Raw genomic sequence first — 15,124 nt, forward strand, 5'->3', positions numbered from 1 at the left:
CTTTCCTCTATCAACACTCTCTTTCAAATAAGTGGGATTATAAATTCTCACTCACCTTCCTCATCATCATAAACTGGCTCGCCATGGATTTTGATGTATTCTTCATTTCTACGGTCATCTTCTTCCCAAACTGGGTCTCTCACATCATCCATAAATGAAATTTCTTCTAAGCTCATCTCATTTGCTTCATCAAAAGTCAGAGATAAGATATCTTGGTGCTTTTCCTTGAATTCCTCGACTGTTAGCCATGTTTTCTTATCATCTTCACTAATTTTCCCATCAATCGCAGTCGCAATTTCAAGTGCCATAATATACATAGCTCGTTTATCAACAGTGAGAAGGTCAAGGTGCTTAGAAGCAATTCTTAAACATTCACCTTTCTCACGAAAATCCGACATCATTGCATCTTCGTAATCTAGCTGTATATATTCTGACTTATGGGATAAAAAATCATACTTTATCCCTTCCTTAATCTGAACACTTTTCCACCTATCACCATGAGTTTCCTTATCTAATTCTAAATGAATAGAAAGTTTCTCGATTGGTAGTTCTAGAAACCCAGCATACGACAAATCCGGCTCTATTCCATCTTTTTCCTCAAACCACATCCTTTTCGCTAGTTCCATGTAATCAAATGGAATTTCTTTGGTATAATCACCTTTGATATATAGTCTCACTCGTCTTCCTCGTCGTCATAAACACGTTCACCATGGATTTTAATATATTCTTCGCGAAGCCGTTCTTCTTCTTCCCATAGCGGATCTCTTACTGGTATCATTGTCTTTAATTCTTCCAAACTAATTTCAACCGCTTCATCATAAGTCAGTGAAAGAACATCCTTGTGCAACTCCTTAAATATCTCTACATCCATCCAGGTCTGCTTGTCATCCTCACTGATCTGCCCGTCAATAGCAGAAGCTACCTCGACTGCCATGATATACATAGCACGTTTATCTACGGTTAAAACATCTATATGGGATGTTGCGATACGTAGATAATCTCCACGTTCTCTCCACTCTGTAATGAAAGTTTTTTCAAATTCAAGTGTTATACTCTCATATTCCAAAGACGACCAAGAATTACTAGGAATTATAAAAGGAGCCTTATCCCATCTTTCGTCAACTGAAGACCATTTGTGTAACCGAACACCAAAGTAAAAATCATCCTGTAACATAGCATCATCACCAACATTGGAGAAACTTATTTTCTTGCCATTCCGTTCCTTAAACCACATCTTCCAAACAAGCTCTCTAGTTGTGAAGTCTATTTTTTTCGTAAAATCACTTTTGATATATAGTCTCACTCGTCTTCCTCGTCATCCAACTCTACCTCTCCATGGACTTCGATATATTCTTCTCGCTTTCTATCCAACTCTTCCCAGAGAGGCTCGTCTATGGCTTTCAAAACCTTTATCTCTTCTAAACTAATATCGACTGCTTCGTCGTAGGTCATATTCAGTAGGTCTTTATGTTTCGTTTTGAATTCTTCAACACTCAGCCATGTTTCTTTGTCGTCTTCGCTGATTTGACCGTCAATGACAGATGCAACTTCAATACCCATGATATAGAGAGCTCGCTTGTCAACCGTTAGAATATCCTTATGAGTCGTGATGATTCGAAGATAGTCTCCTTTTTCTCGCCCATCACTTTCATAGGAATCTTCAAAATCCAATATTAGATACTCATATTTAAATGAATTCCATGGATTATCTCCTATTTTAAAATCAGCCATTCCCCAACGCTCATCATTTGAAGAAAATTTGTCCAAACTAACGCTAAAATAAAAGTCATCATCACGTGCGTAAGAAAAACCAACTTTCACTCCCTTACGTTCCTTGAACCACATTTTCCAAGGATATTCCATACAGGCCTGATAGATACTAATTTCGTAGTTGCCTTTAAGATATAGTCTCACTCGTCTTCCTCGTCGTCATAAACACGTTCGCCATGGATTTTGATGTATTCTTCACGAAGCCTATCCAATTCTTCCCAGATGGGTTCGTCAATAGCGTCAATCGTCTGAATTTCTTCCAAACTCATCTCATTTGCTTCATCAAAGGTTAGAGATAAGATATCTTGGTGCTTTTTCTTGAACTCCTCGATTCTTAACCATGTTTTCTTATCATCTTCACTAATTTTTCCATCAATCGCAGTCGCAATTTCGAGTGCCATAATATACATAGCTCGCTTATCAACTGTTAATATATCTAGATAATTCGAAGCGATTCTTAGATAAGCACCCTTTTCTCTACCGTCGCTTTCATAACTTCCTTCATAATCCAAATCAATATTTTCATATTTTTGGGAATTGATTGCACTGCCCCCTTTTGCCTTGACATCTTTCCAACGAGAGCCACTTGCTCCCCACTTATCTAACCGTAAAGATAGATAGAAGTCAGTTTGTAGCATCTCATCATCTCCAACATTTGAGAAACTTATTTCTTGACCATTTCTTTCTTTAAACCACATTTTCCATGCGAGTTCTCTGTAGCCAAATGTCACTTTTCTAGTATAATCGCCTTTTAAATATAATTTCAATCGTCTTCCTCATCGTCATAAACACGTTCGCCATGGATAGCAATGTATTCTTCTCGAAGGCGTTCCTCCTCTTCCCATAGAGGATCTCTTACCGGTACCATTGTCTTTAATTCTTCCAAACTGATTTCAACAGCTTCATCATAAGTCAGTGAAAGAACATCCTTGTGCAACTCCTTAAAAGTCTCTACATCCATCCAGGTCTCTTTGCCATCCTCGCTAATCTGACCATCAATGGCAGAAGCCACCTCGACTGCCATGATATACATAGCTCGTTTATCAACCGTTAAAATGTCCGTATGGGTAGTCGCAATCCTAAGGTATTCTCCACGTTCTCTCCCATCAGTAATAAAATCATTTTCAAATTCTAATTGAATATTTTCATCAGAAAACGAATTCCAAGGGTCACTCTTGTCATATGGTATATGATTCCATCGCTTATCATTAAATCGCCATTTATCAAATTGAACTCCAAAAAAGAAATCATCTTGCAACATCTCATCATCACCAACGTTTGAGTATGTAATAGGATGACCCTGCCATTCCTTAAACCACATTTCCCAGAGCAACTCTCTTGTCGTAAAGGTTATTTTTTTCTTAAAATCACTTTTGATATATAGTCTCATAAATCTGAGATATCGCCTCCATGTGCTAGTATGTATTCTTTTCGACGATTAGCTTCTTCCTCCCAAAGAGGGTCGTCTACAACATCCATCGTTTGAATTTCTGTCAAACTTAGTTCATTTGCTTCTTCAAAAGTCAGAGATAGAATAGCCTCGTGCTTTTTCCTAAACTCCTCGACTGTTAGCCATGTCTTCTTATTATCCTCGCTAATTTGCCCGTCAATCACCTTTGCAATCTCAAGCGCCATAATATACATAGCCCGTTTATCAACTGTCAAAATTTCTAGATGGGTGGTTAAAATACGGAGATAGTCACCCTTTTCATTATAATCTGTAGCAAATGCATCTTCAAAATTAATTTCAATACATTCTTTAATATGTGAAAAGAGACTTCTTACCCCTTCCTTTAGGGGGACACTAGACCATCTCTTATCAGCAGTGCTTTTCCTCAAGGATAAATTTGAGAAAAAATCTTCTTGTAATGCATCATTGTTCCCAGCATTTGAGTAAGAAATTTGCTCATCTTCTGGAAACCACATTTTGCCAGCTAGTTCCAAATAACCATAAGGTACTCTTTTTGTATAATCGCCTTTTAAGTATAATTTCATTCTTCCTCGTCGTCATAAACTGGCTCGCCATGGATTTTGATATATTCTTCCCACCCTCTGTGTAATTCATCCCAAAGGGGTTCATCAATCGCCTCCATAACCTCTAGTTCTTCCAAACTAATATCGACTGCTTCGTCGTAGGTCAAATTCAGTAGGTCTTTATGTTTCGTTTTGAATTCTTCAATACTCAACCATGTTTCTTTGTCGTCTTCGCTGATTTGACCGTCAATGGCAGATGCCACCTCAATCGCCATGATATAGAGCGCTCGCTTGTCAACCGTTAGAATATCTAGATGAGTGGAAATAATTCGCAAATGATCACCTTTCTCACGTCCATCGCTTTCATAAGAATTTTCTAGATCCAATGTCAAGTTTTCATATTCAAATGTCTTCCAAGGGTTTATATTTGTATTAAAATTTGCACTCTCCCAACGTTCGTCATTATATTTAAATTTATCCAACCGTAAATTCAAATGTAAATCTTCATCCCAAGCATAGGAAAAATCAAGTGGAATTCCTTTTCGCTCTTTGAACCACATTTTTTGAGCTATTTCTTTAAACTCTTCATAAAAATCAGTCTTGGTGTAATCACCTATGATATAAAGTCTCACTCGTCGTCCTCATCGTCATAAATACGTTCGCCATGGATTTTGATATACTCTTCCCGAAGTCGCTCTTCTTCTTCCCATAAAGGATCTCTTACTGGCACCATTGTCTTTAATTCTTCCAAACTAATTTCAACCGCTTCATCATAAGTCAGTGAAAGAACAGCCTTATGATATTCCTTAAATTCTTCTACACTTAGCCAACTTTGCTTGCCGTCTTCGCTAATCTGACCATCAATGGCAGATGCTACTTCAGTTGCCATAATGTATAAAGCACGTTTGTCTACAGTTAAAACATCTGTATGAGATGTGGCGATACGTAGATAATCCCCACGTTCTCTCCACTCTGTAATGAAAGTTTTTTCAAATTCCAATGTTATACTCTCATATTCCAAAGACAACCAAGGATTGCTCGGAATTATAAAAGAAGCTTTATCCCATCTTTCATCAACAGAAGCCCATTTGTGTAACCGAACACCAAAGTATAAATCATCCTGTAGCATGGCATCATCACCAACATTGGAGAAACTTATTTTCTTGCCTTTCCGTTCCTTAAACCACATCTTCCAAACAAGCTCTCTAGTTGTGAAGTCTATTTTTTTCGTATAATCACCTTTGATATAAAGTCTCATAAATCTGAGATATCGCCTCCATGTGCTAGTATATACTCTTTTCGACGAGTGGCTTCTTCCTCCCAAAGAGGGTCGTCTACCACATCCATCGTTTGAATTTCAGTCAAACTTAGTTCATTTGCTTCTTCAAAAGTTAGAGATAGAATATCCTCATGTTTTCTTTTAAACTCCTCGATTGTCAACCAGCTAGCCTTATTATCCTCGCTAATTTGCCCATCAATCACCTTTGCAATTTCAAGCGCCATAATGTACATGGCTCGTTTATCAACTGTTAAAACTTCTAGATGGGTGGTTAAAATACGGAGATAGTCTCCTTTTTCATTGTAGTCTGTAGCGAATGCATCTTCAAACTCTAGGTCAATACATTCGTCAAGATGTGAAAAGAGTCTTCGTACCCCTTCCTTTAAGGGGACACTAGACCATCTCTTATCGGCAGTGCCTTTCCTCAAGGATAAATTTGAGAAAAAATCTTCTTGTAAATCATCATTGTTCCCAGCATTTGAGTAAGAAACTTGCTCATCTTCTGGAAACCACATTTTGCCAGCTAGTTCTAAATAACCATAAGGTACTCTTTTTGTATAATCACCTTTTAAATATAATTTCATTGTTCACTCCTTATTGCGTCAAGTATTTAAAAGCTTTCCACATATTTTTGATAATTTCCTCTTTTGCACCTTGACCAAGTCCTTTTAGTTCAGAACGTTTGTTTACCCAGTCTACAATATCCTGCCTACTTGAAATCCTTGAAACCTCGATATCTATGTCAAGGTCATAACCCGATTTCCCACTCCCCGATTGAACTTGGATTTTCCCACTATCTGGCTCCGCATCAACTCGAATATTATCGACTTTTTTACCTTTAACTCGTCCAGAGACCTTTTTCCCAAAAGACTTACTCGTTGGTTTATTGGCCTGCCAGCTGTCATAGTTACTAGAATAATTAACCTGAATTTCACCATTTAGTAAGGCCGTCTTTGTGATAGCTGATAAGCTAGTTACTGCTCCACTAGCTATCAGTACATTCCCATATTGTACCCCTGATACAGATGCTGCCGTACCAGCTACGATACTTGTCCCTGCTGTTGGTGGACCAGCCATTACACTCAAGACTTCAAGGGCACCACTCGCAAAGTAAACTCCCAATCCAGAGAATATTTGAGCTACTCCACTCCAAAATTCGACTGAATTTGCTTCAAAGTTTTGGGCTTTTAGTTCATCAAACTTTTTGTTAACCAAATGAGTATAGTCAGCATCGTATTTCCCGTTTTTTGAAACGACATAGCCTTGTTCCAAGGGGGAAATTTCAATAATGTTCCCTGTCTCATCAATCTTAAGAGTGTGATTGTAGTCGTCGATTATTTTATCCCATTCGGACTTGTCGTGGCCTTTTAAACGCTTCTTTAATTCGGCACGATAGTAGGCATCTCCATCTTCTGATAACATCATATCCCTAGAAGCTTTATTGATGGCACGAGTTTCCGAGTCTTGAAAATCTCTTTTGGCATGCGAAACAATCTTCACATCCTTCATCTTCTGCACCCAGCTCATGTCCACACCGTCCGCATAGTAGTTACCATCGCTATCGACAATGACTTTACTTAGTCGCGTAGCTCCTTGAATCGCTAAGCTAAGGACTTCTAGGCTATCACTGAAATACTGGGAAACCTCTGAGACAAAGAATTCTAGTTTTTCAATCTTGTCATCCAAATCCTGAATACCTGACTCGATTTGAGACTTAGTATTGTAGAGGATGGTCTTCTCAGAGAAAGCTTTCCCCCAATTCAGTGTAAAGAAATCTTTGATTTGATTTAACCAATTCTCCCTCGCTTGAATCTGAGCTTCTACGATAGCTAACTGCTCTTCCCTCAATTTTTTCAGTTCCTTGAGCTGGTCCATGTCCAAATCTCCATATCCAGAGACCTGAGCATCCGCATTTTTGTAGGAGGTCAACTCTAGTTGGATATCATCTATCGCTGCTTGTAACTTCTTGATGCTGGGGATGATAATCTCTGTAAAGAGACCCTTCCCAGCTGTGTAGGCTGCTCCTGTCAGCTCACCTGAGTCTAAAGAGGAGATCAGGTGGTCACATCCGCTGGATAAGCGGTCCGTGACTTCATTTGCGACTTGGAGATTGTTAGTCATGGCTTGAATCAATTCTTGGGATTCTTGTGCGCTGTATTTTACTCCCATGGTAGCCGATTCCTTTCCGATATCAGTTCTTCTCTAGCTTCATCGAAAGACCGACGAGCCTTCTTCGTTTGTTTTCCCAATTCATCCAGTTCCTCTTCTACATAAGAGTTGACCTGTCGTTGAATGGTTCTATTATCACTTTCGATTTGCTCTATCACCTGACGAGAACTGGGCGAGAGAGCCAATAGAGTCGCCATACGATGGTGGATACTCTGGATTTCTGAGTGAAAGTGAATTACCTGCTGTTCATATTGTCTTTTTAGAGTCTGAAGACTTTCTTCTTTATCGTCAATCTTGACAATTTCTCGCCAAAGTTTGTAGCGTTTTTCTTCGTTCTTATCTGCCATTTTTAATGTTCCCATCTCTTAGCCAGTTCTACGTCGCGTTTTTCAATCTTATGAGCAATTTCTGGAAACTTATTTGCTTGGGTCAAAACAGCCGAGCTGAAATCACTGACTGCCTGAAGCATTTGATTGCAAGCCTGACGTCCAGCTTCCATCCCAGCGATTTCAGAAGTATATGAAAATTCTACTTGCTGATTTTGCTTCTTGCTCGTGTCATACCCAACCAATTCATTAATAGCTGCCTCAGCTGCTATCGTGCTAGATTTTATCTTTCCACCCATACTTCAAACTCCCATTATTCATTGTATATTGACCATATCATAACATAAAAATAGTACGATTTCAAAACAAATCCTAAGGGCAAGTGAGCTCATCTCCTTAGAGTAAACTCTATCGCTCAGTGAATGAGTTTGACAAAGACGCCACTAGTCATTTTGGAAACCCGTTTTTTGATGCCTTATAGTTTGACTAGTCTTATTAGCAAGGCTTGTTCTTCTCTGGTGAAAAACAGAAAAAACAAAGCCCTAGAAAAATTCCTAGGGCTTGTCTTATGTGTCAAAAAGAGCTACGTTTTTACTAACTTCTACAACTCTGTCCGATTTTCAATGGCTCGTAAGAGTGTGACTTCGTCCGCATACTCGATATCTGCTCCCACGGCTAGTCCTCGTGCTAGGCGAGTGACCTTGATGCCAGCTGGCTTGAGGAGACGAGAGAGATACATCGATGTCGCTTCTCCATCCGCTGTCGCATTGGTTGCCACGATCACTTCTGAAACCTCACTATCCATAAGACGGGTCATGAGACTTTTGAGGTTGATATCGTCTGGGCTGATACCATTCATCGGAGAAATGAGGCCGTGCAAGACGTGATAGAGTCCGTGGTATTCTTGGATGTTTTCCATAGCAGCCACATCGCGACTATCCTCTAACACCAAGATCGTTGTCTGGTCTCGAGTCGGGTCCGTACAAATTGAGCAAGGGTCATCATCCGTCAGGCGACCACAGATGGAACAATAGGTCAATTCCCGCTTAGCAGACAGGAGATTCTTGGCAAATTCATTGACATCGTCATCAGACATTCCAATGGTATAGAAGGCTAGGCGGGTAGCCGTTTTAATCCCGATACCTGGTAACTTTGAATAGCTATCAATCAGCTTGGCAATAGGTGTTGGATACAGCATAAGTTCCTTTCTAATTCATTGGATGGTGTTGGTGATAAAGATTGATAATGTCGCGTGCAATCGAAGGTCCGACACCGTTTGTAAGGTTGGTGTTATGAGGAAAGACGACTGCGACCGCGATTTGAGGATTTTCGGTTGGTGCATAGGCGACTGCGTTGGTATTATTGGCTTTTTGACCGCCATTAACGTAACTTTCGGCAGTACCCGTTTTCCCGCTGATGGAAACGGCTGCGCCATTTGAAAAGGCACGACCAGTTGTCAGAGCACTCGTTCCATGCGAAACTTGATAGAAACCTTGCTGCAAGATAGCCATATCTGATTCTGAGATATTGACCTTGTTTAGTTCCTTAGTGGCTGTTTCTTGAACCAGACTACCTAGGCCACCTTGGTCATTGTTTCCATAAACCCCTTCAACGATGTGAGGAGCCAAACGTACGCCATTGTTTGCAATGGTTGCGACATACTGGGCTAACTGCATCGGTGTGTAGTTGTCAAACTGACCAAAGGAATTATTGATATAGTTCCCCAAATCAAATTCTTTTGGCGTAAATCCTGTGGATTCATCTGGGAGGTCAATCCCTGTTGAAGCTCCGAGTCCATATTCCCCAAATGTTGATCTCAATTTGCCCATTGCAGTCTCTAACTGTCCCGTTGCGGCCACCATATTTGGTGTGTAGGTCTGTCCCATGATTCCTAGCGCAGTTTGAACCATATAGGTATTAGAAGAGTATTCTAGAGCCTCAACTGCTGTGATAGGGAAAGAGCCATAGGACAAGGTATACCATGAATTGATAGGGGCCGAACCTTGGAAAACGATCGGCTGGTCTGTCAAGGTTTGATTACCTGACAAGACTCCATTTTCCCAACCAGAGCTGATGGTTGCTGCCTTAACAACAGATCCTGGCACAAAGACGTTGGTTATTGTTCCAAGCGAATCTGAACTTAATTTCCCGGATTCGACATCATGCTTGACACCTGACATCGCCAAAACTGCACCGGTTTTAGGATTGAGGGCTACAGCGTAGACCCCTTCAGAATATTTGGCTCCACCATTACCCAACTCTGAGTTGAAGTAGCTCTTGAGTAGGTCGTCCACACCATTCTGGAAAGCTAGGTCAACCGTTAACTTGATATTGTTTCCTTTGCTTCCTTCTTCAACATTTTCCACACTTTCCATATTTCCGTGTTTGTCGAGGTGGATTTCTTTGACGGAGCGTTTGCCTTGAAGAACATCTTCATATTTCTTTTCAAGATAGGAAGTTCCCACTCGGTCATTGAGAGAATAGCCTTTTTTGAGATAAGCATCAACTTCCTCTGCTGGAAGTCCTGACTTCTCATTTGAAACACTACCGACGATCGTCGATAAAGAAGTGTCCAAGACTTTACGATCCCATGAGGTTGAAATGCTGATACCTGGTAATTCCTTGGACGCTGATGCAACGAGAGCAACTTGGGTATCATCTAAGGCATCCGTAGAAATGGTTCCTGTCGCAAAATTTTCAACAGCATTGAGCTGACTAAAGAGATAGATTTCCTTTTTCTGGTCATCTGTATAATTGAGCTGACTCACGTCAATACTTTCAACCGCATTATTGTAAAGTGTCGCTTCCGATAAACGGTTCCCATCTGAATCCAGGCGTTTATCGCTTGGCAAGGATTCGACTGTTTTTTTGTAAATATCCTGGTCCGCCAAGTAATAATCTGCAATCTGTCGATCAGTCAGATCAGGGGAGGTTACATTTACATATGTGAGAAGTTTCTTGGCTGTCTCCTTCAATTCAGCTGCCGTCATTTTATTGTTTCGTGTGAAAGAAACAACCTGCTTGACAGTGTTTTCTACCAAGGGTTTCCCTGCCGCATCATAGATCTGTCCACGAGCTGAACTGGTTGTTACCCTTGTTTGGCTGGCTGAGGCCAATTTTGTTTCATAAAAATCCTTATTGAGCACCTGCATGTATAACAAACGACCAATAATGGCCATAAACAGCAGAATGACAATCGCAAACAGTAAATTAAGCCGAATCGGAATCGAATGGCTATTAAATTTTCTCATACAACTAAGACTCTTTTCTAGAAAAATTTCTGATTTTTACCCTTATTTTCCCTAAAATAATAGAGTAAATAGGTGAAGCTCAGTACATTTCATTGTACCATATTTTACGGAGAAACTCTTGGAAAAGTCGAAGCATTTTTTGACTTTTAATTGAAAATGCCTTTTTATTTGGTTATCCTATTTTCTATGATATAATGATAGTAATAGTTAGGAAAGCGTTAACTTTTAAGACTTTGACTCATAAAAAGGAGCCTCATGAACAAGCCAGATATCGCAACCATAATCGACCTCCATTTTGAAGAATTAACCGAGCTCGAGCAAGAAATCGCTCGCTATTTTTTGCAAGCTGAAACGATCCAAGATGATCTCTCTTCTCAGCAAGTTACCCAGAAATTACATATCTCCCAAGCAGCCTTGACCCGCTTTTCCAAAAAGTGTGGTTTTACAGGCTACCGAGAATTCGTCTTTCAATACCAGCATCAGGCTAGTAAACCGGACACTCATTCGCACAAACACAGTCCCTTGACCAAACGTGTTTTGCGAAACTACAGTATCATGCGAGAACAAACTCAGGATTTGATTGACGAAGAACAACTGGAACGCGTCGCCCAATTAATCGATGACGCAGAACGAGTTTACTTCTTTGGGACGGGAAGTTCTGGTCTGATTGCCCGTGAGATGAAACTGCGCTTTATGCGACTAGGTGTTGTCTGTGAAGCTTTGACCGATCAGGATGGCTTTGCTTGGACGACTAGTATCATGGATGAAAACTGTCTGGTACTTGGCTTTTCCCTATCAGGCACTACCCAATCCGTCCTCGATAGTTTGTTGGATGCCAAGGAAATGGGGGCCAAGACCATTCTCTTTACCAGTGCTCCAAACAAAAACAGTCAGGCCTATACCGAAACAGTCCTTGTGGCAAGCCACAGTCAATCTTCTTACATCCAGCGTATTTCCGCTCAACTCCCTATGCTCATTTTAATAGATTTGATTTATGCCTACTTTTTAGAAATCAATCGCGAGAGCAAAGAAAAAATCTTTAACAGCTATTGGGAAAATAAAAAACTCAACGGCTATCGTAGACAAAAACGCGTTAGAAAATCCTAGTTTGGTTTAACCAAACTAGGATTGTTTTGTTTTGAAATGGTAATAGGCACCCAACATCCCTGCGGTATTTTGGTGATGGGCAAATTCTAATCGTAAAATAAAACGAGCTATTCTCCAGAAGTATGTTCTATAAGATTATAGTTTAATACAAAGTGTAGCGATATAGTCATTTCCATACTGTGATAATCGATGTCTTTTGTCACATGATTCATAAAAATCGATCATAGCGAGACCATTTTTTAGTTGTCCTCTAATCTGATTTTCTAAGGTATGGCTAAATTCATATCCATATTCTGGATTGATGGTGATTTTGCCTTCCTCTTCAAGCTCTATTGAATTAAAAGGGATTGAAAATTTTAACAGTAATTCCTCATCGGGTTTGTCCCATACAGTGTCAGCATCATACATGTAGATCCAAGGATTCATAAATCCGACCATTAAGAGTCCACCCTTTTTCAATACGCGAGAGGCTTCTTTATACATGTTTTCTAAATCTTCTATATATACATTTGAAACCGGATTAAAAACAATATCAAAGGTTTCATCTTCAAATGGAAATGGTTTTGTCATATCGCCTTGAACGGTATTGATTTTTAAGCCTTCTCTTTTAGCGACCATCTCATCTCTTTCTAATTGTGATTTAGAAAAATCCATGATGGTGACATCATAACCTTTTGCAGCAAAAACGGGACCCTGCTGACCACCACCACAAGCTAACCCTAATATCTTTTTCCCCTTGGCTTTTTCAAACCACTCTATCGGAACTTTTTTCCCAACAGTTAAAGCAACAGAAATTGGATGCTTTCTAGCTTCTTCTAATTCTTCCTGTGTCAATGGCTCAGTATAGTCGTTTTTTACATTATTCCATCTATCTTCATTTAATTTTATATAATTACTCATCTTACAATCTCCTCGTAATTTTATATGATTTCGACTTCAGGTGAATAGGTTACCATTACACTTTTTTCACCTCTACAAGTTCTAATTTGTTAATTTTTCGTCCATCTCATTATATCATTTTTCCACATTTTCTCATTTACTCAAACTAAACACTAGTTGAATTTGATGATAGAATTGCTCTCGCTTCAACCTTTCATACAAGATGCTTATTTTCTCCTAGTTTCTCACGATTACCTCCTTTGGCTTAAATTTTTCAATAAAAAAAGAATTAAGCAAAACAGTTTTCACTCAAGTAGTGATTAAGTGTTTTTCTTAATTCTATAATTCCAAACTAGGATTGTTTTGTTTTGATACTCTTCGAAAATCAAATTCAAACCACGTCAGCTTCACCTTGCCGTACTCAAGTACTGCCTACGGCTAGCTTCCTACTTTGCTCTTTGATTTTCATTGAGTATAAAATGATAATAGGCTCCCAACATCCCTGCTGTATTTTGGTGATGGGCAAATTCTAATCGTGTTTTTTCAGCTAGGCTTGGCACCAAGGCCGCCTTCAAGGCTGTGCGGATCTTCGGTTTGAGGATAGCCTCTTGCCCCATGATCCCGCCACCGAGAATGACCACTTCTGGATTGGCAACGTAGCAAATATTTGCCAGACCTTTTCCTAAATAGTCTACCATGCGGTCAATACCAGCCATACAAATCTTGTTTCCTTCAGTAGCTTCCTTGAAAATGCGTCGGCCATTCCACTGATCAACTGGATCGCCATGAGCTGTTGCTACATATTCTACCAAGGCTGTCGTAGAAGCAAGATCCTGAAAAGCTCCATCCTGCATGTGCATGTAACCGACTTCGCAGGCCGAATTGCTAAATCCATGGAAAACCTTCCCATCCATAATCAAGCAACCACCGATACCTGTTCCAATGGTCAAGCAAAGTGTGACACTCGCTCCCTTGCCTGAACCAGATACTGCCTCAGCCAGACCTGCACAGTTGACATCATTTTCAATCTCACAAGGAATCGCAAAACTCGTCTCGATTTCCTTCTTGAACTGGGTTCCTGCATAGTTGGGAATCTGAGGACCAGCATAGAAAATCTCACCCTTATCTGGATCCACCATTCCTGCAGAAGAAATGGCAACACCTGCTACTGGGCCTTTTTCTAAATAGCTGGCTACGATATCTTTTGTCTTTTGTAAGATATGAGGTCCACCCTTATGCGCCTCGGTTGGCATTTCATGCGATTCAACAAGTTGGCCTTCTTGGTCAATCAAACCATATTTGATGTTGGTTCCACCGATATCAATTGCAACGTAGTGTGTCATAAATACCTCCTTATGAATTAGAGGAAGCGCTCCTTGGTTTCACGAATCAAGGCTGCAGCTGCTTCTACAACTGGTCGATCTTCTTCAGTCACTGGCGTCAATGGTGAACGAACTGATCCAATGTTAAGTCCTTCATTGATCTTCAAGACTTCTTTGATCACACCGTACATATTTCCATGTGCAGAAGTGAGCTTGCCAATGATTGCATTGATAGCGTATTGCAATTCACGCGCTGTTTCCAAATCTTTCTCAGCAATCAACTCATTGAGTTTCAAGAAGAGTTCTGGCATCGCACCATAAGTACCACCGATACCAGCCTTAGCACCCATGAGGCGACCACCTAGGAACTGTTCATCTGGACCATTGAATACGATGTGGTCTTCTCCACCAAGGCTGACAAAGGTTTGGATATCTTGAACTGGCATAGAAGAGTTCTTAACACCGATAACACGAGGATTTTTCAACATTTCAGTATAAAGACTTGGAGTCAAAGCAACTCCTGCCAATTGAGGAATGTTATAAATCACGTAGTCTGTGTTTGGAGCTGCAGCACTGATATCATTCCAGTATTTGGCAACTGAGTATTCTGGCAAGCGGAAGTAAATCGGCGGAATCGTTGCAATGGCATCTACACCCAAACTTTCTGCGTGGCGAGCAAGTTCCATACTGTCTTTAGTATTGTTGCATGCTACGTGAGCAATGATGGTCAATTTCCCTTTAGCAACTGCCATGACTTCTTCCAAAATCAATTTGCGGTCTGCCACACTTTGGTAGATACATTCACCAGAAGAACCGTTGACATAGAGACCTTTAACTCCCTTATCAATAAAGTATTGAACCAAGGCACGCGTACGCTCTGGACTGACTTCTCCTTGATCATCATAACATGCGTAGAAGGCTGGAATGACACCTTCGTATTTTTTCAAATCTGACATAGATTTTCTCCTAAGATTTCTTTTTTTCTGCTGAGAGCAGTTCTATTTTTTACAAGTTTAGTATACACCTTGTGAAAATCGCTTTCAATAT

At 40.1% G+C, this 15,124-nt stretch carries 18 protein-coding genes; 1 reads left to right on the plus strand and 17 read right to left on the minus strand.

What is annotated here, in order from left to right; genetic code table 11:
* Positions 1 to 47: 47 nt before the first annotated feature.
* The 14 genes from AXF18_RS00600 to pbp2b form a co-directional block, all read right to left on the minus strand.
* Positions 48 to 677, minus strand: coding sequence for a hypothetical protein (locus tag AXF18_RS00600; protein WP_049550282.1), 630 nt, complete (start codon positions 675 to 677; stop codon positions 48 to 50).
* Positions 674 to 1,303, minus strand: coding sequence for a hypothetical protein (locus AXF18_RS00605; RefSeq protein WP_049550283.1), 630 nt, complete (start codon positions 1,301 to 1,303; stop codon positions 674 to 676). The genes AXF18_RS00600 and AXF18_RS00605 overlap by 4 nt, the downstream gene beginning before the upstream one ends.
* Positions 1,300 to 1,914 (minus strand): hypothetical protein, encoded by a 615-nt coding sequence (locus AXF18_RS00610; protein WP_049550284.1) that lies wholly within the window; start codon positions 1,912 to 1,914, stop codon positions 1,300 to 1,302. Before AXF18_RS00610 ends, AXF18_RS00605 begins: the two co-directional genes overlap by 4 nt.
* On the minus strand, positions 1,911 to 2,537 hold the full coding sequence (locus AXF18_RS00615; RefSeq protein ID WP_065371329.1) for a hypothetical protein: 627 nt from the start codon (positions 2,535 to 2,537) through the stop codon (positions 1,911 to 1,913). The genes AXF18_RS00610 and AXF18_RS00615 overlap by 4 nt, the downstream gene beginning before the upstream one ends.
* A complete protein-coding gene (locus AXF18_RS00620) occupies positions 2,534 to 3,160 on the minus strand; it encodes a hypothetical protein (protein WP_001242084.1) in 627 nt (208 codons plus the stop codon). Before AXF18_RS00620 ends, AXF18_RS00615 begins: the two co-directional genes overlap by 4 nt.
* Entirely contained in the window at positions 3,157 to 3,765 is a 609-nt protein-coding gene (locus tag AXF18_RS00625) for a hypothetical protein (protein ID WP_000780963.1), read from the minus strand. Before AXF18_RS00625 ends, AXF18_RS00620 begins: the two co-directional genes overlap by 4 nt.
* Positions 3,762 to 4,376: a hypothetical protein gene (locus tag AXF18_RS00630; protein ID WP_049550286.1), complete on the minus strand. Its 615-nt coding sequence runs from the start codon at positions 4,374 to 4,376 to the stop codon at positions 3,762 to 3,764. Before AXF18_RS00630 ends, AXF18_RS00625 begins: the two co-directional genes overlap by 4 nt.
* Positions 4,373 to 5,002, minus strand: a complete 630-nt coding sequence (locus AXF18_RS00635) for a hypothetical protein (RefSeq protein WP_049550287.1) — start codon at positions 5,000 to 5,002, stop codon at positions 4,373 to 4,375. Before AXF18_RS00635 ends, AXF18_RS00630 begins: the two co-directional genes overlap by 4 nt.
* Entirely contained in the window at positions 4,999 to 5,607 is a 609-nt protein-coding gene (locus AXF18_RS00640; RefSeq protein WP_049550288.1) for a hypothetical protein, read from the minus strand. Before AXF18_RS00640 ends, AXF18_RS00635 begins: the two co-directional genes overlap by 4 nt.
* A gap of 10 nt (positions 5,608 to 5,617) precedes the next feature.
* A complete protein-coding gene (locus tag AXF18_RS00645; protein WP_065371330.1) occupies positions 5,618 to 7,192 on the minus strand; it encodes a virulence protein in 1,575 nt (524 codons plus the stop codon).
* The gene (locus AXF18_RS00650; RefSeq protein WP_253678278.1) at positions 7,183 to 7,554 is read right to left on the minus strand and encodes a hypothetical protein; all 372 of its coding nucleotides are present in this window, start codon (positions 7,552 to 7,554) and stop codon (positions 7,183 to 7,185) included. Before AXF18_RS00650 ends, AXF18_RS00645 begins: the two co-directional genes overlap by 10 nt.
* Positions 7,542 to 7,817 (minus strand): TIGR04197 family type VII secretion effector, encoded by a 276-nt coding sequence (locus AXF18_RS00655; protein ID WP_000509001.1) that lies wholly within the window; start codon positions 7,815 to 7,817, stop codon positions 7,542 to 7,544. The genes AXF18_RS00650 and AXF18_RS00655 overlap by 13 nt, the downstream gene beginning before the upstream one ends.
* Positions 7,818 to 8,119: 302 nt before the next feature.
* Positions 8,120 to 8,716 carry a recombination mediator RecR gene (gene recR / locus AXF18_RS00660; RefSeq protein WP_000966754.1) on the minus strand — a complete coding sequence of 199 codons (597 nt, stop codon included), beginning with the start codon at positions 8,714 to 8,716 and terminating at the stop codon, positions 8,120 to 8,122.
* A 10-nt stretch (positions 8,717 to 8,726) separates the two neighbouring features.
* Entirely contained in the window at positions 8,727 to 10,769 is a 2,043-nt protein-coding gene (gene pbp2b, locus AXF18_RS00665) for a penicillin-binding protein PBP2B (RefSeq protein WP_065371332.1), read from the minus strand.
* A gap of 255 nt (positions 10,770 to 11,024) precedes the next feature.
* Between pbp2b and AXF18_RS00670 the strand changes: the two genes are divergently transcribed.
* The gene (locus AXF18_RS00670) at positions 11,025 to 11,876 is read left to right on the plus strand and encodes a MurR/RpiR family transcriptional regulator (protein WP_065371333.1); all 852 of its coding nucleotides are present in this window, start codon (positions 11,025 to 11,027) and stop codon (positions 11,874 to 11,876) included.
* A gap of 135 nt (positions 11,877 to 12,011) precedes the next feature.
* Here AXF18_RS00670 and AXF18_RS00675 read toward each other — a convergent pair whose 3' ends face one another.
* The 3 genes from AXF18_RS00675 to AXF18_RS00685 all read right to left on the minus strand — a co-directional run bounded on the left by AXF18_RS00675 (position 12,012) and on the right by AXF18_RS00685 (position 15,033).
* A complete protein-coding gene (locus tag AXF18_RS00675) occupies positions 12,012 to 12,776 on the minus strand; it encodes a class I SAM-dependent methyltransferase (RefSeq protein ID WP_065371334.1) in 765 nt (254 codons plus the stop codon).
* 425 nt (positions 12,777 to 13,201) lie between these two features.
* Entirely contained in the window at positions 13,202 to 14,098 is an 897-nt protein-coding gene (locus AXF18_RS00680; RefSeq protein ID WP_065371335.1) for an ROK family protein, read from the minus strand.
* 17 nt (positions 14,099 to 14,115) lie between these two features.
* Positions 14,116 to 15,033, minus strand: a complete 918-nt coding sequence (locus AXF18_RS00685; RefSeq protein ID WP_065371336.1) for a dihydrodipicolinate synthase family protein — start codon at positions 15,031 to 15,033, stop codon at positions 14,116 to 14,118.
* Positions 15,034 to 15,124: the final 91 nt, after the last annotated feature.

The sequence above is a fragment of the Streptococcus sp. oral taxon 064 genome (assembly GCF_001683375.1).
GTDB classification, from domain to species: domain Bacteria; phylum Bacillota; class Bacilli; order Lactobacillales; family Streptococcaceae; genus Streptococcus; species Streptococcus oralis_S.

Bases quoted from the DNA above. Each gene is read 5' to 3' on its own strand.
- AXF18_RS00635 (WP_049550287.1), bottom strand. From the start codon at position 5,002: ATGAGACTTTATATCAAAGGTGATTATACGAAAAAAATAGACTTCACA.
- AXF18_RS00655 (WP_000509001.1), bottom strand. From the start codon at position 7,817: ATGGGTGGAAAGATAAAATCTAGCACGATAGCAGCTGAGGCAGCTATT.
- pbp2b (WP_065371332.1), bottom strand. From the start codon at position 10,769: ATGAGAAAATTTAATAGCCATTCGATTCCGATTCGGCTTAATTTACTG.
- AXF18_RS00675 (WP_065371334.1), bottom strand. From the start codon at position 12,776: ATGAGTAATTATATAAAATTAAATGAAGATAGATGGAATAATGTAAAA.
- AXF18_RS00685 (WP_065371336.1), bottom strand. From the start codon at position 15,033: ATGTCAGATTTGAAAAAATACGAAGGTGTCATTCCAGCCTTCTACGCA.
- AXF18_RS00670 (WP_065371333.1), top strand. From the start codon at position 11,025: ATGAACAAGCCAGATATCGCAACCATAATCGACCTCCATTTTGAAGAA.
- AXF18_RS00645 (WP_065371330.1), bottom strand. From the start codon at position 7,192: ATGGGAGTAAAATACAGCGCACAAGAATCCCAAGAATTGATTCAAGCC.
- AXF18_RS00640 (WP_049550288.1), bottom strand. From the start codon at position 5,607: ATGAAATTATATTTAAAAGGTGATTATACAAAAAGAGTACCTTATGGT.
- AXF18_RS00680 (WP_065371335.1), bottom strand. From the start codon at position 14,098: ATGACACACTACGTTGCAATTGATATCGGTGGAACCAACATCAAATAT.
- AXF18_RS00620 (WP_001242084.1), bottom strand. From the start codon at position 3,160: ATGAGACTATATATCAAAAGTGATTTTAAGAAAAAAATAACCTTTACG.
- AXF18_RS00625 (WP_000780963.1), bottom strand. From the start codon at position 3,765: ATGAAATTATACTTAAAAGGCGATTATACAAAAAGAGTACCTTATGGT.
- AXF18_RS00650 (WP_253678278.1), bottom strand. From the start codon at position 7,554: ATGGGAACATTAAAAATGGCAGATAAGAACGAAGAAAAACGCTACAAA.
- recR (WP_000966754.1), bottom strand. From the start codon at position 8,716: ATGCTGTATCCAACACCTATTGCCAAGCTGATTGATAGCTATTCAAAG.